The 24,876-nt window shown below is 59.0% G+C and carries 14 protein-coding genes; 8 read left to right on the top strand and 6 right to left on the bottom strand.

Annotation, left to right across the window (positions count from 1 at the left end; translation table 11 throughout):
- Positions 1 to 148: 148 nt before the first annotated feature.
- Together AC1DVF_RS13215 and AC1DVF_RS13210 are read right to left on the bottom strand one after the other, a co-directional pair.
- A complete protein-coding gene (locus AC1DVF_RS13215; protein ID WP_477782562.1) occupies positions 149 to 2,560 on the bottom strand; it encodes a glucose/quinate/shikimate family membrane-bound PQQ-dependent dehydrogenase in 2,412 nt (803 codons plus the stop codon).
- Between the two features lie 219 nt (positions 2,561 to 2,779).
- Positions 2,780 to 4,141 carry a carbohydrate porin gene (locus AC1DVF_RS13210; protein ID WP_477782561.1) on the bottom strand — a complete coding sequence of 454 codons (1,362 nt, stop codon included), beginning with the start codon at positions 4,139 to 4,141 and terminating at the stop codon, positions 2,780 to 2,782.
- Between the two features lie 300 nt (positions 4,142 to 4,441).
- Here AC1DVF_RS13210 and AC1DVF_RS13205 point away from each other — a divergent pair, with 300 nt between their 5' ends.
- The gene (locus AC1DVF_RS13205; protein WP_007916799.1) at positions 4,442 to 4,672 is read left to right on the top strand and encodes a VF530 family protein; all 231 of its coding nucleotides are present in this window, start codon (positions 4,442 to 4,444) and stop codon (positions 4,670 to 4,672) included.
- A 1-nt stretch (position 4,673) separates the two neighbouring features.
- Entirely contained in the window at positions 4,674 to 5,372 is a 699-nt protein-coding gene (locus tag AC1DVF_RS13200) for a Pr6Pr family membrane protein (protein WP_477782560.1), read from the top strand.
- Here the strand turns inward: AC1DVF_RS13200 and AC1DVF_RS13195 are convergent.
- The gene (locus AC1DVF_RS13195; protein ID WP_093430617.1) at positions 5,339 to 6,124 is read right to left on the bottom strand and encodes a siderophore-interacting protein; all 786 of its coding nucleotides are present in this window, start codon (positions 6,122 to 6,124) and stop codon (positions 5,339 to 5,341) included. The genes AC1DVF_RS13200 and AC1DVF_RS13195 overlap by 34 nt on opposite strands.
- On the bottom strand, positions 6,121 to 6,696 hold the full coding sequence (locus AC1DVF_RS13190; RefSeq protein WP_093430616.1) for a PadR family transcriptional regulator: 576 nt from the start codon (positions 6,694 to 6,696) through the stop codon (positions 6,121 to 6,123). The genes AC1DVF_RS13195 and AC1DVF_RS13190 overlap by 4 nt, the downstream gene beginning before the upstream one ends.
- A 499-nt stretch (positions 6,697 to 7,195) precedes the next feature.
- On the opposite strand from AC1DVF_RS13190, the gene AC1DVF_RS13185 reads away from it, so the two are divergent.
- From AC1DVF_RS13185 to AC1DVF_RS13165, 5 genes are all read left to right on the top strand, one after another.
- Positions 7,196 to 7,675: a CS1 type fimbrial major subunit gene (locus AC1DVF_RS13185; protein WP_477782559.1), complete on the top strand. Its 480-nt coding sequence runs from the start codon at positions 7,196 to 7,198 to the stop codon at positions 7,673 to 7,675.
- Positions 7,676 to 7,798: 123 nt separating this feature from the next.
- Positions 7,799 to 10,321, top strand: coding sequence for a CS1-pili formation C-terminal domain-containing protein (locus AC1DVF_RS13180; RefSeq protein WP_477782558.1), 2,523 nt, complete (start codon positions 7,799 to 7,801; stop codon positions 10,319 to 10,321).
- A 4-nt stretch (positions 10,322 to 10,325) separates the two neighbouring features.
- Positions 10,326 to 11,540, top strand: coding sequence for a hypothetical protein (locus AC1DVF_RS13175; RefSeq protein WP_186622946.1), 1,215 nt, complete (start codon positions 10,326 to 10,328; stop codon positions 11,538 to 11,540).
- A 44-nt stretch (positions 11,541 to 11,584) separates the two neighbouring features.
- Positions 11,585 to 12,328 (top strand): pilus assembly protein, encoded by a 744-nt coding sequence (locus tag AC1DVF_RS13170; RefSeq protein ID WP_093430612.1) that lies wholly within the window; start codon positions 11,585 to 11,587, stop codon positions 12,326 to 12,328.
- 33 nt (positions 12,329 to 12,361) lie between these two features.
- Positions 12,362 to 12,865 (top strand): CS1 type fimbrial major subunit, encoded by a 504-nt coding sequence (locus tag AC1DVF_RS13165; protein WP_186622944.1) that lies wholly within the window; start codon positions 12,362 to 12,364, stop codon positions 12,863 to 12,865.
- 142 nt (positions 12,866 to 13,007) lie between these two features.
- Here the strand turns inward: AC1DVF_RS13165 and AC1DVF_RS13160 are convergent, their stop codons facing one another.
- Together AC1DVF_RS13160 and AC1DVF_RS13155 are read right to left on the bottom strand one after the other, a co-directional pair.
- Positions 13,008 to 18,122 carry a dermonecrotic toxin domain-containing protein gene (locus AC1DVF_RS13160; protein WP_477782557.1) on the bottom strand — a complete coding sequence of 1,705 codons (5,115 nt, stop codon included), beginning with the start codon at positions 18,120 to 18,122 and terminating at the stop codon, positions 13,008 to 13,010.
- A 192-nt stretch (positions 18,123 to 18,314) separates the two neighbouring features.
- Positions 18,315 to 21,458 (bottom strand): transglycosylase domain-containing protein, encoded by a 3,144-nt coding sequence (locus AC1DVF_RS13155; RefSeq protein ID WP_477782556.1) that lies wholly within the window; start codon positions 21,456 to 21,458, stop codon positions 18,315 to 18,317.
- 292 nt (positions 21,459 to 21,750) lie between these two features.
- Between AC1DVF_RS13155 and AC1DVF_RS13150 the strand changes: the two genes are divergently transcribed.
- Positions 21,751 to 24,876: a dermonecrotic toxin domain-containing protein gene (locus tag AC1DVF_RS13150; RefSeq protein ID WP_477782555.1), complete on the top strand. Its 3,126-nt coding sequence runs from the start codon at positions 21,751 to 21,753 to the stop codon at positions 24,874 to 24,876.

Below are 24,876 nucleotides of genomic sequence, written 5' to 3'. Positions count from 1 at the left end.
GTGTCAGGCACCGTAGATGTTGAATGTGCTGACGCCTTCGCGAGCAGGCTCGCTCCCACAGGGTTCTCCGGTGGATTCAAAATGGGTGTGCACAAAAAAAGGCGATGTCCCTTGCGGGGCATCGCCTTTCATTTACCGCCGTTAAAGCTTATTCCGGCAGTTTGTAGGCAATGATGTAATCGCCCATCTTGGTGCCCAGCGAGCCGTGACCGCCGACAACCAGCAGCACGTATTGCTTGCCGTCCTTGCCGGTGTAAGTCATCGGGGTCGCTTGACCACCCGCCGGCAGACGCGATTTCCACAGCTCTTTACCGCTGTTCACGTCGTACGCGCGCAGGTACTGGTCGAGGGTGCCGCTGAGGAAGCCGACGCCGCCAGCCGTGACCATCGAGCCGCCCATGCTAGGCACGCCCAAAGTGAAGCCGATCGGGATGGGCGAGCTGTCGCGGCTGGTGCCGTTTTTACGTTTCCACACGACTTTGCTGGTGGTCAGGTCGATACCGGCAACGTAGCCCCAGGCCGGGGCCTGGCACGGTACGCCGAATGGCGACATGAACGGGTGCATGATCACCGCGTATGGCGCGCCGGTGTTTGGCTGCACACCAGCGGTTTCGCTTTCGCGTTTGCTGCCGGCGGCGACTTGCTCGCGTGGCACCATTTTCGAAACGAAGGCCATGTAGTTCGGGCTGGTGAACAGCATCTGGCGAACCGGGTCGACCGAAACACCGCCCCAGTTGAACACACCGACGTTACCCGGGTAGATCAGGCTGCCCTGTTCCGACGGCGGGGTGTACTGGCCTTCATAACGCAGTTCCTTGAACTGGATGCGGCACAGCATCTGGTCGAACGGGCTCGCGCCCCACATGGCTTTTTCGGTGAGTTCCGGGGCCAGCAGGTTGAGGTCCGAACGGGCCTGGGTCGGTGCGGTGTGGTCGCCTTTGACGGCGCCTTGCGGGACCGGGATTTCCTTGATCGGAATGATCGGCGTGCCGTCACGACGGTCGAGGACGTACAGGCTGCCCTGTTTGGTCGGAGCGATCAGCGCCGGTTTCACGCCGTCGGCGGTTTTCATGTCGAGCAGGGTTGGCTGGCTGCCAACGTCCATGTCCCACAGGTCGTGGTGGGTGAACTGGTAGTTCCAGCGCACTTTACCGGTGGCCAGGTCCAGAGCCACGATGCCGGCGCTGAATTTCTCGGCGCCCGGGGTGCGATCAGCGCCCCACTGGTCTGGGGTCTGGTTACCCAGTGGCAGGTAAACCATGCCGAGTTTTTCGTCGACACTGGCCAGCGACCACATGTTCGCCGAGTTGCGGCTGTAGGTTTCGCCCGGTGCCAAAGGCTCGGTGGCGTCAGGCTTGTCGCTGTCCCAGTTCCATACGAGGTGACCGTCGCGCACGTCGAAAGCGCGGATCACGCCCGATGGCTCGTTGGTCGATTCGTTGTCGGTCACGTGACCGCCCATGATCACCAGATCACGGGTAATCGCCGCTGGCGAGGTGGAGTAGTAGCCACCAGCGGTGAACGGGCCGATGCCTTGGGTCAGGTCAACCACGCCTTTGTTGCCGAAGCCTTCGCAGATCTTGCCGGTGTCGGCGTTCAGGGCGATCAGGCGGGCATCAGCGGTGGGCAGGTACAGACGACGCGGGCAAGCCTGCGCAACGGCTTTGCCAGCTTCGGAAATTACCGCCGAGGCAGCGTTTTCAGACTTGGCGTAAGCAGCTTCGTCGTAGTACGACACGCCACGGCAGGTCATGTGGGCAAAGCCTTTGAAGCCGACCGGGCTCTTGATCTGTGGGTCGAAGCGCCACAGTTCTTTGCCGGTGTCCGGGTCCAGGGCCAACACTTTGCTGTGCGCGGTGCACGCATAGATCATGCCGTTGGCTTTCAGCGGAGTGTTTTCGTTGGTCAGCTCGACCGGGTCATCAGCGGTCGGCAAGTCGCCGGTCTGGATGCGCCAGGCTTCTTGCAGTTTGCCGACGTTGGCCGGGGTGATCTGCTTCAGCGGCGAGTAGCGGTCACCGAATTCGGTGCGGCCGTAGGCCTGCCAGTCGCCATCGGGCATGGCTGGCGCGGTGCTGGTGGTGTCCGCGGTGTCGCGGCCCAGTTCGCCGAAGGTTTCGCCCGGGTGGGTGAACAGGCTGGCCAGAGCGGTAACGCCGGCCAGCACCACAGCAACGGTCAGACCGCCAGTGCCCATTGGCGCCGGGCCGTTAAGCAGCAGCGGACGACGGAACCACGGCAGCAGCATGACGAAACCGAGGACAAACCACAGCGCCAGACGTGGCACCAGTTGCCACCAGTCCAGACCGACTTCCCACAGCGCCCAAACGGTGCTGGCAAACAAGACGATGGCGTACAGGCCCAGCGCCGCGCGACGGCGCATCAACATCAGAATGCCGGACAGCGCGATACCGATACCGGCCAGCAGGTAGTACAGCGAGCCGCCGAGCATGCTCAGCTTGACCCCACCGGCCAACATGGCCAGGCCCATCAGTAGAAGCAGAATGCCGAGCAGGCTCGGTAGCAGACGGCCCCGACTCGAAGCACTTACGGTGCTCATAGTGTGATTCTCCGTGACGTTTATGTAGTCCCGCGCTGTAGTCACTTTAGATGACGATTTGGCACAGGCATGGTTCAGATAAAAACTTGTCTAGCTAACGAATTTCTTTTTTGTAGGAGTGAGCCTGCTCGCGATGGCGGTGTTTCAGTCACTGGAGATGTCGCCTGAAACACCGCTATCGCGAGCAGGCTCACTCCTACAATGGATTTACGTAAATCTTTAGAACGAGGACTGGATCTTGATCCCGCCGATCAAGGCGTCGTCGACGTTGTTCACGCCACCGGGGTGGCGGATGTATTGCAGGTTCGGGCGTACGGTCAGCCAGTTGGTCACGTGCACGCCGTAATACAGCTCGGCGCTGTATTCGGTGTCTTGCGGCGGCAGGAAGGACGGATCGTCGTAGTCGTACACGGCGTTGGCGCGGTTGCTGGCTTCGGCGTTTTTGCGGAAGGCCGGGTTGACGTGCACGCGGGCGAGGGCGAAACCGATGTCATCCTTGGCGCGCGCATCGAACGGGCCTTTGTAGGTGATGCCGGCCTGCACGTAGTTGTCGATCGCGTTGGTTTTCTTGTCGTGCATGGTGCCATTGGCGAACACGCTCAAGCCGCGCGCGTTATCGCTGGCCACGCTGGTGATTTGCTGCTGAATACCCAGCCACACGCCGTGTTTGCTCGACGCGCTGCGATAGGCTTCACCGCTCAGGGCCGCCGGTTGGCCGTGGCTGTCTTTATAGACGTCGCTGGCGTTGGCGTTGCTGTAGTAGTAACCGGCACGGTATTCACCCGGCAGGCCGTTGAGTTTCGGCGTCCACACCAGTTCGATCGGCAGGATCGCGCCCTGGGTGCCGCTGCCGCTGAGTTTGAAACCGTTGCCGCGATCAAGGTTCGACGGGTTCTGCTCGTAAGCGCCGACCTGTGCGTACAGTTCCGGGGTGAGGTGATATTTGACGCGCAGCGCCCACTGGCTGACCGGCCAGTTGTACCAGATGCCGCCGACCCAGTTGCCGACCTGCGAGCCGCAGAACGCCAGGTTCTGGAAGTCGCACGGGAAGCTGTTGAAGTCTTCGCCTTCACCGAAGCGACCGACCTTGATGTCGAGTTTCTGATCGAAGAATTTCTGCTGATACCACATCTGCGTCAGGCGTGTGGTCTGGCCACGGCCCCAGACTTCCTGGGCCGAGGTGAAGCCGCCAACGCGCGGATCGTTGATGCGGTCGTTGCTGATGTTGTTGCCGCTGCGCTTGGTGATGGTCAGTTGAAACTCGGCGTCGTCCCAGCCGAGGATCTTTTGCAAATCCAGGTGCGTGCCCAGGCCGAACTGATCGCTATAGCGTGCAGTGCGGTCGTGGTCGTAGCCGCCGTGCAGGTTGCTGCCCATTTCGCCGGTGTAGTCGAGCTTGAAGTCGTAGCCTTTTTCCGAGAGTTCGGTGCGCGTGCCGTTCCAGTCACCGAGCATGTACGGTGATTCACTGTCGAACGCGGGCGCCGCTTGAACGCAAGTGGCGAGGCCGAGGGCGGTAAAGCCGCCAAGGGTGCGCAGGGTTGAGATAGCGCTGTCTCGGGAGAAGGAAAAATCGGGCATGGCTCAGTCTTTTTTTGGTGTTTTCGGGGTGCAATTCGAGCGCTTCAATATGTCGCAGGCAGTGAAGCGATTCAGCGGAAGGGCGGCAGGATAAAGATCTGTTACAAAAAGACAAAGGCCTTTTGTGAACATGCAGCGTTTCGGATTCGGTAACAGTGCGGCAAACGGGCGCATTGTCGGCCGGATCGTGGCCTGCGATCTTTCCGGGTTGGCCTACATTTGAAGTCAGGCCTTCCACCCGGTCAGCCCCTCGGCTAAGGTGCGCGGCTTCCGCATTTTCACTTCGCCCATAGGCCTGGCATGAACGAACAAACTCCCGATCCGCTGCACGGCGTCACCCTTGAACAGATCCTCAATGCACTGGTGAGCCATTACGAATGGTCGGGATTGGCCGAGCGCATCGATATTCGCTGCTTCAAGAGTGATCCGAGCATCAAGTCGAGCCTGACGTTCCTGCGTAAAACGCCATGGGCGCGCGAGAAGGTCGAGCGTCTGTACGTGAAATTGATGCGCACCAAGCGACCGCTCTGAAATGCATGCCGGTTGTTGGCGCCGCCGCCTGATCACCTGCGCAGCCATATTGGGCTGGGCGGGGTTGGGCATTCAGCTTTATCTGATTTTCTTCGCACGTTTAAGCGTCGGCGCCAGCCTGTTGGGCGGGCTGGTGAGCTTTTTCAGCTACTTCACGATTCTGACCAACACGCTGGTGGCGACGGTGCTGACCTGTGCCGTGACCGCTCGCGAATCCGCCGCGCGCCGCTGGTTTTTGCAGCCGTGGGTCAGCAGTGGCATTGCCGTGAGTATTGCTGTGGTCGGCCTTGCCTATAGCCTTTTGCTGCGGCATTTGTGGCACCCGGAAGGCTGGCAATTTATTGCTGACGAGTTGCTGCACGACGTGATGCCGCTGCTGTTTCTTGGCTATTGGTGGCTCTGCGTACCGAAAGGTACGCTGCGGTTGGGGCATCTGCCGGTGTGGCTGATCTATCCGCTGGTGTATTTCATCTACGCCTTGCTGCGCGGGCATCTGCTCGGCGCGTATGCGTATCCGTTCATTGATGTGGCGGTGTTGGGTTATCCACAGGTGCTGCTCAATGCGGGGGGGATATTGCTGGGGTTTGTGGGGATTGGTTTGCTGGTCATTGGCCTCGACCGCTGGAGGCTCCGCTATCGCGAGCAGGCTCACTCCTACAAGGGATATCACTCTTCTTCCGATCCTTCAGCGCGCCAGTAGCCGACGGCTTTGATGAGTTGTTCATCCAGCCCATGCTCATCGATCAGCACCCGGCGAATCTGTCGCGAGACTTTCGTTTCGGTCGCCACCCACGCATACAGATTGCCTTTAGGCACCTGCAGTTGCTTCACCGTCGCCAGCAGGTTGTCCTTGCTACCCTCGCGCAACACCCAGATCACATTGACTTGCGCCGCGCTTTCGAGCACTTGCTGTTCGGCGCCGTTTTCCACTTCGATCACCACCAAGGCCTTGCGATTGGCCGCCAGGCCTTCGAGGCGGCGGGCGATGGCGGGCAGGGCGGTTTCGTCGCCGATCAACAAGTAGCTGTCGAAAATATCCGGGACGATCATCGAGCCGCGCGGGCCGCCGATGTGCAGGAATTGTCCTGGCTTGGCTTGCTCAGCCCAGGTCGACGCAGGGCCGTCACCGTGCAGGACAAAATCGATGTCCAGTTCCAGCGCATCGAGGTCGTAGCGACGCGGCGTGTAATCACGCATTTCCGGTTTTGGTCCATCGTCCTTGCCGGCGCCGAGCACCATGGTCTCCAGCGCGGCGGCTTGTTCGGCGTTCTGCGGGAACAACAGTTTGACGTGATCGTCAGTGCCCAGGCTGATAAACCCGGCCAGCTCCGGCCCGCCGAGGGTAATGCGGCGCATGCGCGGGGTCAGGTCGACCACGCGCAGGACTTCCAGCTTGCGGCGTTTGATTTCGTGCATCACACGGTGAATGGTTTGGGTATCGACTGCAGTCATTCGGCTTTCTCCGGGGCAGGTTGAACGGCAGGGCCGTCGACGATGGCTTTGGCGGTGTCGTTAAGCAGGTCACGCACGCGCAGGATTTCTGCGGCGCTCCAGCGGCCGTGGTGCATTTGCAGGGCATGGCGCAGGTTGTGCACGGCTTCGTGGATTTCCGGCGGCCGATCATGGCCGCGCAACGAGCGTTTGCTGACGTCGATGCGCATGCGCACGCCGTCCAGCGCGACCGCTTGCTCACTGAGTGATAAACGTCCGGCCTCGGTGACGCTGTAGCGTTTTTTACCGCCCTCGGCGTCGCCAGTGATCAGTTCGCTCTCTTCGAGAAAGGTCAGGGTCGGGTAGATCACCCCGGGGCTGGGGCTGTACGCGCCGTCGAACATGCCTTCGATCTGGCGGATCAGGTCGTAGCCGTGGCACGGCTGTTCGGCCACCAGCGCCAGCAGCAGCAATTTCAGGTCACCGGGGGCGAATACCCGTGGGCCACGGCCGCCGCGCTCACGCCCGGGGCGCTTCTCGAAGCCGTCACGGCCGTCGCCGTGTTCGCGGTGGGGGGAATGATGGTCTCTCATTTCGGTCTTCTCTCGTCGTGTTTAGATACAACTTAAGATATATCTTAAGGTCTGCGCAAGACGTTTTTCCCCGCGTCGCGACCTCGGCTGACGAGCGGCAGCCCACCCGCCAATGCAAGCGATGATTTTTCAGGGGGGTGTAAGTCAGCGATAACTTGAAAGTTAAAGTCATCACTCTATTTGATGTAGAGTATATGTTCTAAATAACCCTGAGTTGCCGTACTGTCGGGGCGAAGTTGCTGTATGGTTTTTTAATTTAAACTGTCTGTAGGGGATAACTTACAGTTACAGTTTCGAATATCGTTATTTTGTTCTTTTTTCTGGCGGGTCATGGGGTTGTTTAACTACGAGGTTATCGGAAGTTGCTTGCTTACTTTCCAGAGGCAACAGTCGATGATGCCTAGGCGTTGAACGTTCAAGTTGATCTGGCTCAACTCGGGCAATGATTTACCTGAACTTTTAATGTTTATCCCCCTATCAAGAAAACAGGTACATAACGATGTTCAAGAAACTCGCAATCGCCGCTCCACTGGCTCTTCTGGCACTGGGTTCCACTGGCGCATTCGCCGCTGGTGAAGCGTCGCACTCGATCAGCCTTGTCGCGCATGTGCCGACCAACGGTTTCTATGTGGTGCCGACCGATCCGGATCTGGTCAACAAGGACCAGGACATGAGCTATCAGCCAACCACCGGCAAGATGCGTGACGTCGATGGTTTCTTCGATGTGCGCAACAATAACGGCTCGGTACACGCCAGCCTCGAGAGCCTGCCAAAACTGGTCTCGGGCAGTACTTCTATCGAACTGCGCGTGCTGTTCAATAACAAGGAACTGACCCTGACTCCGCAAATGGTCGTGGATGACGCCGAGTCCAACGACAACTACCGTGCACCGCTGAAAATTAGCGCGGTGGGCAGCAACTTCCAGCCAGGTGACTACACCGGGGCCGTGGCGATGATCTTCGACGCCGTGACGCCATAACAGCAGTCACTTGATCGATCGATCAGGCACTAAGCCCAACTTCGATGTTGTCGCTTGACCGTCGGGGCTGACGATTTGTTTGCCTCGACGGACTTCCATTGTTTGTTATCCGAGTACGCGTTCATGTTCCCGATGACACCCATCGCGGCTGCGCTTGCGCTGTTGTTTTGTGCCAGCGCAGCTGTGGCTTCCAACTCCACCGGCACCACACCCCGCAGTCTGCTGGCGCAGGCCAAGGGTTTGCCGGCGGATTTCGAGGAGCATTTCTTTGATGTGCCGCTGGCGGTACGGGTCGAAGTCGATCAGCAACCACTGGGTGAGGCCATGGTGGTGTTGTCCCGCGACGATCGCCTCACCCTGCTCGAATTCACTGACACCAGCGAAAATCGTTTTGGCCCCGCCGAGCGGGAAAAATGGGCGAGCTATCTGAAACCCGGCGTGCCCTTGGGGGCGTGCAGCGGTTCCTGCCCGGACCAGTTTCTGGCGGTGCATTACAACCTGGAAAACTCGCTGGTCTCGATTCTCACTGAAAATGCCGAACGCGACGTTGAGGCCAAGCGTTACTACGAACAGCCTGATGGTGGCAGTCATGGCTTGATGGTGCGTAACCAGCTCAACCTCAATGGCGGCCAGGATCAGGATCTCGGCGGGCGTTTCGGCCTCGAAGCCAGCTCAAGTCTGGGCAGCTGGAGTCAGACGCTGAACCTGCAAGTGGCCCGTCTCGGCGGTCCGGACGACAAGCTTTATCACTCCGTTCATGAGTTGCACACCCAGCGCGAACTGCAAGGCAGTTTTTTCCGCCTGGGCTATTTCACCCCCAATTCCGAAGGGCTGACACGCCAGCCGCGTACGTTCGGCAACAGTCCCGACACCGCCGTCGGCGTGATGTACGGCAGCTCCGACAGCCTGGCCATCAACAGCCCGATGCCCAGCGTTTATCCGATCTATGTCACCGCCAACCGCCAGGGTTCGGTGGAGATCTGGCGCGATGGCCTGCTGATCAATACCCAATCGGTGCCGGCCGGTTTGCAGACCCTCGACACCCGGCCGCTGCCCGGTGGTATTTATGAGGTGGAAGTCCGGCTGATCGAAGACGGCCAGATCACCTCCACTACTCAGGAGCTGGTGTACAAGCCCAATAACTGGCGCAACCTCGACGAGCGCTGGCGCTATAACGTCTTTGCCGGCGAAGAACAGAAACTGCTGAGCAACTGGGACACCCAGGCCAGCGGCAGCCCGACCGCAGGTGCCTCGCTGAATTACCTGTTGCATCCGCGCGTCATCCTCGGGCTGTCGGCGCGGCAGATTCGCGAAAAGCTGCAATACGGCACGTCCATCGACTGGACCCTGGCCAATCACATCAGCCTCTACGCCAACGTTTACAAGACCGAGGATTACGGCACCGGTCTCGATCTGCAAAGCCTCTACAACTATGGCGCCGGCAGTCTTGTCGTCAGCCATAACCGCAGTTGGCTCGACACCACCAATACCTACGACACGTTGCCGGACGGCACCCGGGTGCGCCCGCGCAATGTGTTCATCGGCCAGACCAGCAATTCCTCGCTGGCGCTCAACCATCGCCTCAGCAGCAAGAGTTCGGTCAACGCGCGGGTCTCGCACAGCGAGGGCAATGTCGAAGGCATGGGCGTCGATCTGGGCTGGACCCAGCGCACGATGGTGCTGGGCAGCGATGCCAGTTGGCGCCTGTCGATTTTTGATCGGCCGGGCAGTTTCAGCAGCGGCGATGCGCGCAATCGCGGGGTCGACCTGAGCATCAACATGGCGCTCGGCGCCCCCGGTCAGCAGATCAGCGGCAGTATTGGCTCACGCACGGCCCGTGACGGTGCGCGTGACAACAACGCCTCGCTCGGCTGGCGCAAGGATTTCCGGGATCACGTCTTGCAGAACGTGTCGGTCACGGCACTCACCGACACCTACGGGGTGGGCGTCGCCAGCCTGGCCAACTTCCGCACCGACGCGGTCAATGGTGACGGCTTTATTCAGCGCTCCTCCTACAACGGCAATTTCACCGGCGGCCTCAACCTCGACAGCACGCTGGTGGTCGGTGCGCAGCAGATGCTCATGACCAGTCAGACCGAAGTGCGTGGCGCCGGGCTGATTGTCGATGTCGAGTCGGACATCGAGGACATCGTCCTGCGGGCCGACGATTTCAGCGGTGGCGGTGCGGCCTTGAAGCCGGGGCGCAATTTCATCCCGATCACCGCGTACCAGAACAGCTCGGTGAGTTTCGACTTCGAGGGCAACCACGTACCGGCCGCATCCATCGAACCGCCGCGCACCCGCTATCACCTGAACAAGGGTGGCGTGGAGTACCGCAAGGTCCGCGTGATGAAAACCATGACCGTGCTCGGCCGACTGGTGGATGGCCAGGGGCGGCCGCTCAAGGGCCACCACGTGATCAACCACGCCAGCCGTGGGGTGAGCGAAGTCGACGGGTTCTTCTCGATGGAAATGAACGCCGGCTCACCGACCCTGGAAGTGCGTCAGGGCAACCAGTTGCTCTGCCAGTTCCGCCTCAACGAGTCCGACCATCGCAGCGAAAACAATGTGCTGATGATCGGCGATCTGCGCTGCACGCCGGACACCCTCGCTGACGCCACCTCCACCGAACAGAAGGCAGGTTGATCTTATGAAAATGATGACAGGTGGTTGTGCGCTGGCATTGGCGCTGGGTGTGTCCTCGGCGCAGGCGGCCAGCCACGAGATCCGCGCGTTGTTTCAGCCCGACTCTTCGCAGCCGGGCAAGAACGTATTCGTCAACAAAACCCCCAACAGCGGTTACTGCGCCACTTACCCGGATCAATGCGCGGAAAACTCGATGTTCAGCATTCAGACGCCGGTCCGGTTCAACTCCACCCTGACCCTTCCGCCCAATTGGGGCGTCGGCATAAAGGTGCCCGCCAATTGGCGCCGATTGACAGTAACCAATACCGATACGATGGAAACGGAAACCGTGGAAGTGCGTATTACGGGCGTCGGTTCCAAATACGTCCTGAGCCAGCCGGCCCACGAACTGGTCGGAGTGAGCGATCCATTGGACGGCCATCAACGGCTCTGGGAAGGCAGCAGTTGGGTGTATGCGTCCCCGCCGTGCCTGTACAGCGGCGTCGGCGCTTACTCCCCGACCGACTACCGGTTTTTCTGGAAAACCCCCGTCGAAGACTTCTGCGTCAAAAAGACCCTGGCGACCATTCCGTCCATGTACTTCGATACCCTCGACTTCGCCTATGAACTGCGCACGCCAAATCCGTTGGGCATGTCATCGGGCCTTTACACCGGGTCACTGAGCTACCGCCTGGGCAATGGCGGCGATTTCGATATGGGCCAGAGTTTTCAACCTGATGACTCCAACCTGACCCTCGACTTCGTACTGGACGTTCAGCACACCCTAAAAGTCGATCTCCCGCCGGGTGGCAACAAAGTGTCGCTGGAACCCGAAGGCGGATGGGCGCCGTGGATCGACAGCGGGCGCAAGCCGTCGCGGATCTTCCGCGACCAACCGTTCTTCATCTCGGCATCTTCGCGCTTCAAGGTGATGATGCTATGCAGTTCCCAGGGCGCGGCGTACTGCAACCTCGGCAGCCCTTCGGGCGATTCCGTTCAGGTCAAGGTCTCGATGTCCTTGCCTGCGGGAATCGACGGCCCCGGCGGTGGCCCCGTCAGCAAAATTCCACTGCATTTCAACAGTTGGATGGGGCCGTTCCAGCCAAACATGTACGTAGAGCGCAAGGGCGGCACGCTGCATTTCGAGCTGGACCCGTTTGCGATCGAATTCCTCCTGCGCCCCGGCAAGAACGACCGGCTGCGCGGCAACATCACCATTATCTGGGACTCGGATGCGTGAGCGCTCCAGTCCGGCCCTTTTCGATTTTCATGGAGTTGAACGCGATGAAACGTGGTTTTCTGCTGGGCGTGCTCAGCGTGTGTTGCCTGACGGCGCAGGCCGGCCCGCAAATCAACGTCGGCACCGTCTACGACTATCTCGACGCTGATAAAAGTACTTACCTGAAACGCGTATTCAACAGCGGCGATGCGACGGCTTTCGTCAAAGTCAATGTGCTGGAGATCATCTACGGCGCCGATGGTGTGCCGCAGGAAGTGCCCGTGCAAAACGCGGCCGACGGCGCTTCACGCAATGGCGTGATGGCCAGTCCGGCGCGGCTGATCGTCCCGGCGCAGGGCATGCAGGGTACGCGTTTGCTGTACATGGGCGAGCGCGATCGCGAGCGCTATTTCCGCGTGCGCTTCGTCCCGGTGGTACCGGAAAAGGAAGACGAATTCGTGGTCAGCAGCGAGGAGCGCGAAGACTACAAAAACTCGCTTTCAGCCGGGGTCAACGTAATGACCGGGTTCGGCACGATCTTCTTTGTGCGGCCGAAGGACGCGCGTTTTGCCACCGTCATCAATGACACCGAAAAACGCTATGAACTGCGCAACGATGGCAACACCGTGCTGATTGTCGATGAGTTCAAGAGCTGTTCACTGAGCAAGGAAAGTGACTGCGGCGCGACCACCAAACACCACGTGCTGGCGGGCAAGACCTTTGCCTTCGACAAGGAAAAGGGCCGCGAATACCGCTTCTTCCTGATCGAAGGCAGCGAGAAAAAAAGCATGAAGACCGCCAGTCGCTAGGTTCGTTTTCCATTGACCCATCGGGTAACCAACATGATCAAGCAATGCACCGCCGCCGCGCTGGTGGTCGCCACTGCGCTGACCGGCGCCGGGGCGTGGGCCGCGCGCGAAGAGCACACTTTCGAAGTGTCCCTGACCATTCCCAGCCGCCCGTTCTACATCATTCCGGCAGAACCGGACTGGATTCACCGGCCACAGCGGCTTGAGTGGGACTATCAGCGCTCGACCCTCAGCGGGCTGATGCGCAATTTCGATGTGCACCATGACAGCAGCGCGATCGAAGCGCGTTTGGTCTTTGACCCCTATCTGGATAATGGCCGCCCCGGCGGAGTGATCGATCTGCGGGTCTCTTTCAATGATGTCGAGCTGAGTTCGCACGCCACTCCGCGCCAGGTGCTGTCCGAGGAAGAAGCCGCCAGGAGCAAACGCGTGGCGTTGAAGATCGATCCGATCGAGCCGGAAGGGGGGTATCTCTCCGGGGATTACCAAGGCACGGTGGTGCTGATGTTCACCGCCAGGGCGCCGGGTGCAGAATGAGCGCGGTTTGGCCTGACCCAGAGCACGCAAGCCCGGTACTGCTCGAGCAATATCGGTATGCCCCCGGCATTTGTAAGCGGTCAAGTCGCCGGGCAGTGCGGCCAGTCTTTGTCGGGGCTGGCCGGGTTGTAAATCGTCGTAGTCAGAGACCGGCCCTGGCCATGGCTTCACGGGTCAGTTTTCTGGAAAGCGCTTTGCGCTCATAAGCGATTTTTTCGATCAAGGATTTGTAAAACTGCTCGCTCATGGCGTCGCCGCTGAACACTTCTGCCTGGGAAGCACCCAACAGATCGACGAGCCTTTCCATTTTTCGTATCAGCTCATTCAGGGGTGTCTGAGGGACGGAGCTGGCATACTCCGCCTGCGCGCTGCGCAGGTCTTCGAGCTGCGCTGATTTATCGTCGAACAAACGGTCATTGGCTTCGTACTCTTGCGGGTGGGTACGGTATAAATATTCCTCCCAGAAGTTTTCGGAGGTGAGGTTGATCATCCCGTTGACCAGTCCGTCACCCTGTTCGTCTTTGATGATTAACTTGTAGGCGGTCTCGATGTTTTCCGCAGAGACTCCGGAGACACGGGGGTACAGCATGCTTTCGGACTGCCAGGGCAGCCCCAGTTTCTCAGCCAGGCCTATCTCGAAAGCCAGATGGATTTCCACTTCGTCCGGCTCGGGGTTACCGGGGTCCATACGCTTTTGTTGCTTCTGATTTTTGTACTCGACCCCGGCTTCATCGGCAACCCGGTCCAGCCGGGCTGCGCTTTGTGCCAAACGGACCAGCCTGGTGTCCAGTTCGCTGGCTGAGGTCGACCCGGCATAGGCCTTCGATACCAGCACTTTCATTCCCAATGAGTTGAACAACTGGGCGCCGAGATCCCCGCAATCTTGCGGTGACACAATCTGCTTGAACAGTTTTTCTCGCAACCGGGCATCCAGTGCGGCCGCATCGACCATGTCCCAGACCCTTTGGGTCAAGCGTCTGCGACCGTGATCCGTTCTGTATTCGGCACTCTCTCGCTGCTTGCGGATCACACTGAAAAAACCGTCCGAATAGGGTTCGGCCATCAGGTCATGCCAGGAATCCTCACGATATTTGCTGAGTGATCCCGACGGACTGAAGTCAATGGAATCCTTCGGGAACAATCGCCAATAGCTCAACTCGTTTTCGGCGGCCGGAAAGGAATCCTGCACGAAAGAGAGGCCTACGGACTCTCGGTACTTGCCATAGCGTATGCGATCTTCCATGGACAAACGTTCCAGATCGAAGCGCGCTCGGCTCAGGATTTTGGCCTGAACGGATCCGGAAGTGACCTTGGGCAAGGTGTCGATTGGCGCCTCGCGCAGATCCAGAAAGAAACTTTGTGGTCGCTGTTTTTCGACACCCTTGACGTGAAACAAACCTTTCGGCCAGGTCTGGATTTTCGTTTTGGCCAGGCGCAGTTCAGTCAAGTGATCCATTTGCCCGACATCCGGTGGCTGAAGCAGGGGATTGCCGTTCAGGTCCAGCGTTCGCAGTTGATCCAGCCTGGCCAGGTCCTGGCTGGATTCGCCGGTCAGTGTAATGGCGTTATCGGCCAGATCCAGATCTCTGAGTTGGCGCATCAACCCGAGGATGGAGGGCATTTTTTTCAGCCCGCACTGGCGGGCGCTCAATTGGCGAAGGTCAGGGAAGTTACTCAGCAGAGCGCTGGGCTCCGGGGAAAGGCGCGCCCGGTCAAGTTTCAACGCGGTGATGCGATCAAAGTATTTCTTCATTTTCGGACGGCTGCGCAGGTCATTCCACCAGCGCTCGAGGTCGTGACCCAGAAACTCGGAAGACAAGTCCAGCGTATAGCCTTGCGCAGGATGCACGCTGCGCTCACCTGAAAACTCGCTTTGGCGATCAAAGCAATCAATCAGCCGTGTTGCAATAAATTGACCGCCTTCGTGCAAGTAGTCCGATGACAAGGGCATGTATTCTGATTCGGGGTCCGATTCGCGATACCTGTTACCCCAACTCGCCAGTTCTTCGTGCAATTCCTTACGATCGTTTTCAAGGCGCACGATGGCGTCGACGGGGTCGCCCTTGCGTGCCAATGCCTCGATGAACGCGGTTACTTCCCTTGCACTCATTTTGGGGTACAGGTCGCTGACTCTTTCCTCCGGTGTCGATCGACGGAAAAGCCGTGGCCAGCCGCGCACCAGGGTGGCAGTTTCAATGCTTGCCACCGGGCGAATGGGCGGTTCGGCCAGCACGGTCCGGCGCTCGGCCGCCGGCGCGGCTTTTTCCATGATCCAGCGTTTCAGTGCATGACTCTGGCCGCGTCGATGGCCCAGGACCGATTGGGTCTGTTCGGGCACCGCGCGCAGAAGCGATGTATAGAAGTCGTCGGCCTCATGCAGCTCGCGGTTGTTGCCGTCGAGCACGGCATAGCGCCCCTGTTCATCGCGGATCAGGCGTCGGACGCTGGTCGCATCCGGCGCTCCGGCACTGCAGCGCAAAGGCCCATCCCAAGTGCCGTCGCGGACTTCGATGAGCAGGTTGCTGAAGCTGTCAGTGTTGAATTTCAGAGTGTTGAGGGCCAGTCGTTCGGTGTCGACGGTGATCAGGTCATCGTGAAAAAAGCCGTCGTAGGCGCGGGCGGCGCTGGCTTCGAAATCCAGTTCCCGGGCCTGGTTTTTGAGGCGCAGAGGCAGGCGTTGTTCGTCCGCGACTCTTTGCAATTCGGCCCGGCTGGCCTGGGCCACGACTTCCTCCGCCAGCACGACCGGAAGTTTTGGAAAGGTCTGTTTGACCACGCGGATGTCGGCGTTTGCGGAGCGTTCACCGGCCAGGTAAATATGATGCGCGACGGCGCTGCGACGCTCGTCCACCGCGTCCGCGAGCCGATTGCGCAAGCGGGCGATACGTTCGTCGCGGGCGGCGGCGTGACCGGTCAGATTATTCAGATCTTCGCCACCGAGAAAGTCCACCACCCGCTCCGCCAGCCGGCCAGTATTGAGATCGGCCTGGCTGATGCGCAACGTCTCCGCCGGCGCAGCCTGCGGATTGCCGTACTTGCGCGAGTAACCACTCAGGCTGGCATCGGCAAACACCTCCAGCGCTTTGCTGTAAGGCCAGCCCGGCAAACCGGTCAACACCGGTTCCAGCCAGACGGCCTGTGGATCGATAGGGCGGCCTGCGCGGATGTCGGCAGTCGCCGTGAGTACATCGTCGTAGGCGCTGAAGCGCTTGACTGTGTCGGCCAACAGCGGCGGAGGCGGGCTGTTGTCGATATGCATCTGACGCAGGGCGTCGTGATCGGTGCCGCTGCCGATGCGGATCTGCTCAAGTTCCGCGGGCGAAAAGCGTTCGACGCTGTGGCCAAGTCGTCGCATCAGCGCGTCATTCGGCCAGTTGTGCGGGGTCTCCGCTTCATGCACCCAGGCGCCGTGGCCGTTGTGTTCGATTTTCGGCCGGTAGGCGTTGGCGCGGCTCGGGTGCTTGATACGGTGGGTGTTGGACGTCGCATCAGTCGTGGCCTTTTCGACGACATACAGCTTGCCTTCCAGCGGCAGGACGTGTTCGTTGCGGTACTGATGCAGGCCATGGCGATCGGGTTTGGCGCCGGGCGAGAGCATCAGTTCATTGCGCTCGTAGGGACTCAGGTCCGGGTGCCATAAGCTGTTTTTGCCATTGGGCAGCCTGACCGGTTTCATGCCGTCTACCAGCGACGACAGTTTGACGCGAAAGGTTTTGCCGATCTGCGCGCCGGCGGCGAAGGCGGCCAACTGAATGATGTCGGTGACCACACTGATGACATGCCCGGCAGCGTCCTGCCAAAGCCCTTCGGCCAGATCAACGATGCCTTCGATCACATCGCTGGTCAGCTGGTAGGCCGTGTAGGCCATCATCAATTCGCCCAGCCCCGGCACGAATGGTGTGGCGATCAACAGCGCCACGTTGAAAATGTCCGAAAGGATTTTCTTGAAGTTGTCCCACCACGCCCAGCGCGCCTTGCTGTCGGTGTCGGCGGTGGAGACGGCGATCTCCCGGGCGTCGTTGAGGATCTTGTTGAGCTTTTGCTGATAGGCGTGGCGCCAGTAATCGCCCTGCAATTTCACCCGACCGAACTGCAGGTTGGGATTGTCCAGCGGGTCCTTGCGCCACGGTGGTTGCTGATCGGTGGGATCCTGACGCGGGTGATACCTGACAATGAACAGGCGTTGCTCAAGCTCGGCAAAGAAATGCCCGCGCTGCTGATGGTCGACAAACTGGCTGAAGAACTGACGGTAGGTCTGTTCGGTCCACTCGCTGAATCGGTCTTCACGAAGCTGGCGCACCAACTCCTCCCGGAAGGCTTTCAGAGAGTTGTACTCCTTGACCGGGTGATCCGGGTCGTGGGGAATGTAGACGATCAGGCGTCGAACGCCGCGGCTGTCCGATGCCGTGTGCGTCAGTAGCAGAATCCCGGTCAGCCGGGTGCCTAGCAGTGACAGGTCAGCGCACTGCATCGCGCGGCCATTGAGCAGCAGTTGCGGTTTTTCCTCGGTCAGGCTCAAGAGCATTTTGTAGGCGTCGTACTGGATATCGTCCTTGATCAGGGCCAAATGTGCGGCGACGGCGAGGGCGTCCTTCTGACTCTGGTTGACCTTGTACTGCAGCACGCTCTCGGCCAGCGGTTCGCCGGGCAGCAGGTAACTTTCCAGGTGTTTTTTATACCGCGCGCCGATATCCAGATCGCGGCACAGCGCCTGAAACTGGCTGATGGGCATGGCGCTTTTGATCGGTACGACATCGAACAGACCGCGCTCATCGGGCTCGCTGATGTAGTCCGAGCCATGGTCGACCGTTTCACTGCTGGCGAAATTGTGCAGGGCGGCATCCAGCAGCGAGACGGTGCGGGTCACGACGCCTGCGGAAAGGTCGATGGCGTACCACGGTTTGTCCTTGGGCAGGTACAGGCGCAGAAAGGTGCTTTTGACGTCCGGCTCGATGCCGTGCCGCTCCTTGATTTTTGCCTTGAGCAGCGGCTCGGCGAAGGCATGGAGATCGATTTTCGCCAAGAGATGATCAACCTGGTTCTGCGATCCCCAGGCCTTGAGGTTGGCCGCAGCGAGTTTGTTCAGATACGCGGAAGGTGCTTTGGTGTACCAGGCTTCGTTCTTCAGTGGCGAAACTGCCAAGGCGAGGCTCCGGGTGACGGTGGCGCTTTTGAAGTTGTCGTTGACGGCGGACTTGATGAATTCGTAGTGCCGTCCTTTGTCCGCGTTTTCCGCAGGCAGGGGAGAGAGAGACATGGCCAATCATCCTTGATTGTTGAGGAGTGATCAGCCTACTCAGGGCAGGGCAAAACAAAAGTTCAAAGATCGGGAGGCAAACGGCTTTGCGCAGCGCCAATTCGACGAAAATTCGAATCTGAAAAATATATAAATACCACCCGCTGAAGCGAAAATTCGTCACCCTGATGCAGAAAAAGCCGACACGATTTGTTACCTCGCTGTAGGGCGCGGCGCTTCGAGCATCGCCACGCTGGCGGTCTGCGTCGGGTTGCACTGTGAGTCGCTGCCCGGTTGCAGATACGGCGTCAGAATCGGCGCCATGCCCTTGAGCACCTGCACTGGCAGGGCCGAGGTGAACTTGAAGTTCTCTGCCGAACGCCCCGGAACGAACGCGGTGAGGGTGCCGAAGTGGTGATCGCCGATGTAGAAAACGAACGTCGCCGTGCGGTTGATCGACTTCGAACTGAGGATGCGTCCGCCCGAACCGATGGCTTCGATGCGGTTGTCACCGGTCCCGGTTTTGCCACCCATGGCCAGTGGGCTGCCATCAGCCAGTTTGAAACTGCCGGAAACACGTTTTGCCGTGCCGGCGTCGACCACTTGCGACAGTGCCTCGCGCATGGCTGTGGCGACCTCGGACGGCATCACTCGTTTACCCACGTGCGGGTCATTGACCAGTTGCGTTTCGTAAGGCGTGCCGGCGGCGAAATGCAGGCTGTCGATGCGCAGCGTCGGCATGCGCACGCCGTCATTGAGGATGGTGCCGATCAACTCGGCCAGTGCGGCAGGGCGGTCACCGGAGCTGCCAATCGCGGTGGCCAGCGACGGCACCAGATGGTCGAACGGGTAGCCGACTTTCTGCCAGCGCTGGTGAATTTCGAGGAACGCTTCAATCTCGAGCATGGTGCGAATACGGCTGTCGCGGGCGCCCTTGTGCTTGCTCTTGAACAGCCAGCTGTAGACTTCCTGACGTTCGAAGTGGCTGGCCTTGACGATCTCGCTGAAGGTCGCGTCCGGGTGGTTCAACAAGTAGCCCATCATCCACAGGTCCAGCGGATGCACCTTGGCGATGAAGCCTTGATCGGGCAAATCGTAACTGCCGGGACCATAGGAATCGTAGAGGCGGATCAGGCGATCATCGGTGAGTTTTTCGGTGAGCTTGGTGCCTTTGAGGTGCGAGCGGACGAACGTGTTGAAGTCTTCCTGGCTGGCATCGGGCAGCAGGTAGCGATGCACGGCGGCCATGCGGATCGGTGTCGGGCGCATGCTGTCGAGGAAGGTGTCGAGACGCGCCTGTGTGTCTTTGTTCCTGTATTTTTTCCAGAACTTGAGCTGGAACGCCGTGCCTTCGCGGTCGGCGAAACTTGCCAGGTATTCCTGCCGGCGCGGATCGCGATCGTCCTTGAGCAGTTCGGCACTGCTGTTGGGCCCTGAATAAGTGACATAACGCACCACATCGCGCATCAGCCGAATGAACGGCAGGTTGATCGATTCACGCAGGGCATCGCGCAGGGTCGGTATGCGGCCGTTGTCTTCCTTGCGGAAGTTGTGGAACACATGCAGGCCGCCGCCGGTGAAAAACGCCTCGCCGGGGCTGGCCGAGTATTTACGGTCGAGGGCTGCGCCGAGCATCTTCGACAGGTCGTGATCCTTGTTCTGGATCAGGTATTCGATGACCCACTGGCTCAAGCGGTCCTGATCGGGGACTTCGACTTTCTTCAGTTCCGGCACGCTCATGGCGCCGTACTTGTCGTGCAGTTCGGCGATGATTTGCAGGTAAGTGGTGAGCACGCGCATTTTCGCGGTGGAGCCGAGTTCGAGTTTGCTGCCTTCGTTGATATCGAACGGCTGGTCGGTGCTATCGGTCTGCACCCGCACGCGGGAACCGTCCGGGGTCAGTTCGAAGAGGGTAAAGCTGTAGCGCACTTGGGTGGTACTGGTCGGGGTCAGCAAACGTTCACCGAGCAAGCCGATTTCGGCGGCGTAGGCCGGGTCGGCGAGTTTTTTCAGGTAAGCGGTGGCCTGGGTTTGCAGGTCGCCCTGCAGGGTGCTGGTGGCCGAGAGGTCGAGGCGGTCGAGGTCGTACAGCGGCCGGTTGAGCATGCTCGCCAGACGACTGCGGGCGACGCTGATGCCTTTGTTGGTTTCGATCGGCTGAAGGGTCGGCTGGGTCTGCCAGTCGCGGTAGGTGACTTTGCTGGTCAGCGCGGCATCGGCCAGGGCGTTGTCGATCACACTGTTCTGTTTGAGCAGGCGCAAATGGCTGTCGGTGAGGTCGGCAAGCTCTTCGCGGCCCTTGGTCAGGTAATGCGAAGGACGGCGCTGGGCGATCATCAGCGACAACATCTCGCGCAGGGCCAAACCTTTGGCAGCCATGGTCTTCGCATCGGTGGCCGGGCTGTTCAGTTGTTCGTTGGCCTGATTGAAGTCGCTGCCGTACCAGACGCGCAGGCCTTCGGCCATGCCATGCACTTCGCCGTGCCCCGGCACCGCCGACAGCGGCACGCTGTTGAGGTAGTCACGCACGATATTCTGCCGTGCCCCGAGGGTTTGCGGGCCGGGCTGATAGGCGCGCACGCTGGCCGACATCATCTGCCGCAGTTTCTCGGCACCGGACACCGTCAGGCCATCCGGGGAATGCCGGTACTTTTCCAATTGCGTCGCCAGCGTGCTGCCGCCCGCCGACTGCCCCGGCAGGTGCAGCAATTTTGCCACTTGCGACCACGCGGCCATGCCGAAGCGCGGCCAGTCCACCGCCGGGTTGGCCAGCGGCTGTTTCGGGTCGAGCAGGAAGCGGTTTTCGATGAATAGCAGGCTGCTGACCACCACCGGCGGGATGGATTCGAAACTTGAATACAGCTGTTGTGGGTAGTTGTACTTGTACAACGGTGCGGCGCGGCAATCGGTGATCGACAGCCCGGCCTGAATCTTTTCCGAATACGGCACGAACAGGCCTTTGTCGGTGTAGCTGAGCAGTGCCGGGGAAAACCGCGCCTGCTCGGTGATGACGTAGTTGCGTTTGAGCAGGCGCGGCAGGAATTCATCCAGCGAGCTGTAACCCAGGCGCAGATCGAACGGCCCATTGCCCGGATAGCGAATGGCTTCGCTGGGACCGGGTTCGAGGGTGTACGTCAGCGACGCGGCGTATTGGCTGAGCTCACGCGACTGGAAGCGCGAAGTGCGCATTTCCTTGGACGCAGCCAGCCCCACGACGATCGCGATAATCACCAGCAACAACCAGAAAGCCTTCCACCCATGCCGGTTGCGGCGGGGTTTTTCAGGGACAGGCGCTTCATCCACTCGTTCAGTCGGAACCACGGCTTTACTCGAATCGGTTTGCCACAAAGCGCCCATAGTCGATTGATCCATTCACGCAGATTGATCGGACTTGTCTGAAGCTTAGACGGTGGTTGGGGCTGGTGAAAAAAATGTGCGATCGGGGGCCGGCTGGCAGCCCCGGTACGGAGAGTGCGGTGCGACGTGGCGCTTTGAGAGACCGCGAATCAAGAAAACACATATGTAACTTTTCAGTGAAGGTTATTTATATGAATGTAAGTTGCTAAAGTCTGGTAGTACTCATGGGCTTCGCCTGTTGAATGTTTTGTTGTTAACTCGGACTTCAATTTTATTTGTCTGGGATGAAGTCATGTTGGAATCTCGTGGTCAGGTTTTCAGTATTGCCGAGCATATTGATATTGTTAAGGCTGCAACGCCGTCAGCACTGTTGGGTATGTCAAAAGAAAACCTTGAGATGTTAAAGACGTTTGATGCCGATGCGCCACAATGGTTAAAGGTTGCGTCGCCGAAACAACGCGAAGAAGCGCGACACCTGATCGAAGAAAGTGTCGCGGCGCATACGTTGCTGAATAGCGCCATGGCCTCCGTGCAAACACCTCATGAATTCGCCGCGCCATTGCTGGCAAAGGCCATAAAGGAAAGCGCCGGGCTGGATCTGGACGTCAATCGGGTACAGGTAGATTTGTCCGGTAAAAGTGATTTTCACAGCTCGCAGGTTCCACCCGCTTCGCTGCTTGACGCCGCCCTGCATAACCATTCGCCTGATAAAAAGGCAATGTTCTTTTTCAAGCCGAATTGCTATGTGACAGTTTCAGGTGGAAAGACAGTCGACGTCGGACTTGATGTTCATGAGTTCATCGGGTTATGCCGACAACTGGATATCGGCAAACAGTATCAGGCCTATTTGCATGATGAACTTCATTGGGCTGACGGCAATGCTCGCGACAAACTGAATAAGCTGTTCGTCAATTACCAGAAAGCAGCACTGAAGGCTGCGAGTTATATTGCCTTATGTAAGGGTGATATTCGCCCGGAACATTTTGCAGCGTTGATGTCGAGTGCAGCAGGGCAGGAACCTGTTCACGTCGACGGTAAGACGCTGTGGTATCGCAGCTTGAGTTTCAATGAGTTGCCCGTACACAGCTGTATCATTTTCGAGATCGCCGATCCGGACGACGAAAGCATTCTGGATGACCTGCTGCCGACCGTTGACGGTTTCGCCAATAACGATTTCATCGCCTACATTCCCGACGACCCCGATCATCCCGTAAAGCACTACGCCACAGTGACGGCACTCAAGGCCCGATTGACCGAACAGTTCGTGCGCCGCGCTGAAAGTGACTCGCCCAAGGCGCCAACGGCCTATCAGCATTTCTTCAGCCGCTTCTTGCGTTACAGGGATCGGTCGACGTTTTACTACAGCTTTACCGAAGAGATTCCAACGGCGTCAGGCAAGCCGCGGCTATGGGATCATCAAACCCGTCGGCAAAAGCATGATCCCGATTTTCTTCTGCAGCTCAGGGTGCTGGACCCTTCAGGTGATCCCTGGGTCCAGCACTATGACATCTGGACAACATTGCAGCGGGAGTTCAACCAGCGGATTTTCAGCGATGCCCGCGACGCTGCCGTGTCCAATGCCGATGCCGATGTGCGGGATGAGCAATCCTTGCTCGCGATATTCCTCGAAGTCGGCCTGGCCGCGCTGAATGTACTGTCTTTTGCCGTACCTCCATTGGGCTTGGTCATGCTCGGAGTGTCCGCCGTGCAACTGATGGACGAAGTGCTGGAGGGGCTTGAAGATCTCAGCAAGGGCGATAGGGAAGCCGGTTGGGAACACATCACCGACGTACTGGAAAACATCGGCATTGGTGTGGCGACGCTGCCGTTGCTGGCCGGCGTTCATTCGGAATTCACGCCGATTGAAATGCCCGGTGGACAGAAGCGTTTGTGGAAGCCTGACCTTGTGCCCTATCGAAGCGATGTGTCGTTGGCAGACGTGGAGCCTGATCCACAGAATCAGTTTGCGGTCGGCGCCAGACACTATGTGAAGGTCGAGGACGGCGTCTTCGAGAAAGTCATCGAACCGGCCACCGGGCAATCGAGAATTCTGCACCCGAACAAACCGCAGGCTTATCAGCCGATTGTTGAACAAGATGGCGCCGGCGAATGGCAGCATGCCTTGCCGCCGCCTTCGACATCAGTCGAACCGACACCGGCCGGGTTCAGTAACAGGCAGTTTCGTCGCTATGCCGTCAAACCATCCGAACTCGCGCGTCTCAGCCCGGCAGGCAAAGGCATCTTGCAAAGTGCTGATGGACTGCGCCGTTATATCCGCAATATAGATGAGCGTGGCAAGGTCGCGGTGTACCGGGTCAAGAATGATTTCACCCTGAACGCGGAAAGTGTCGACGTCCTCCTCGTCGATTCGGCTTTCAACGAACTTGCGCCTCGCAGATACCGGCAAGTGGCGCCGGATCAATGGCAACAGCAGTCGCTGTTCGGCGGCAATATTACCGATGATCTGCATGAAACGGACGTTGTCAGCGGACAGCAGCCAGGTACCTCCGACAGACCCGTCTGGCTGCGCCCGCCTTTCAGCCGCGAACTTTTGCCCAACGGCCTGTGGGAGCCGCGGATCGAAGTGGTGACGCTCAACGATGTTCGCCATCTTTCCTATGATTGGGGGCCATTTGAATTCGTCCCTTTCACGGGCAGGCCGACGAATATTCATCAGGCTCTGGCCGCCCCACAATTTGATCATCTTCCTGTCAGCACTGATCTTTTCAAGTCGCAGTTCTGGTCGGATGTCCTCAACGTAGACCCGCAAATGACCAATACCCAAGGAGGAGGGCAGATGATTTTTTCCATGCAACGGATGACCACGTCCGGCGCGGTGGAGAGTGAGTTCAATGCCATCAGCGTGTGGAGCACCCCTAACGAACTGCCACATCAGAGCAATGCGTTGTTGGGGTATTGGGCTCCTCAGGGAGGATACGTAGACATACCCGTTCACCCGCGATGGGGTGAGCCCGATCATGTGTTTACGCCCGGGTTCAGCGGCTGCTCTTTTACCGTGGATCAGATGGGGGAAAATGTCCTGCGCGTCAGACACGTGGAAGCGGGCAAAGAGGCTGCTCAATACAACGATCTACCCGACCACGAACATGGTTGGGGGTTGAGTACCGCCATGGAGTTTCCGGATTACGGGTTGCGTAATGATGAAAGCGGCAACGCGTATATGATTCTGACGGGGTTCGCCTACATGAAATATGAGCGGACGACGGGTGAATGGATGCTTCACTACCAAGCCCAGTACGGTGCCCCGACCATTGCACAATATTCCGTAAAAGATCCCGGTTTTTTTGACAAGCCAACCCGACAGGCGAAAGCCTTTCCTCAGAACAAGATCATCAGAACCGGTTCCAAAGTCGTGAAAACCGTGACCGACCCAGCGCGGCAAAGCAGCGCGGCCTGA

The organism is Pseudomonas sp. P4_D7 (assembly GCF_056401755.1).
The sequence above is the reverse complement of the archived record's forward strand: the minus strand, read 5'-3'. Positions and strand labels throughout refer to the sequence as shown.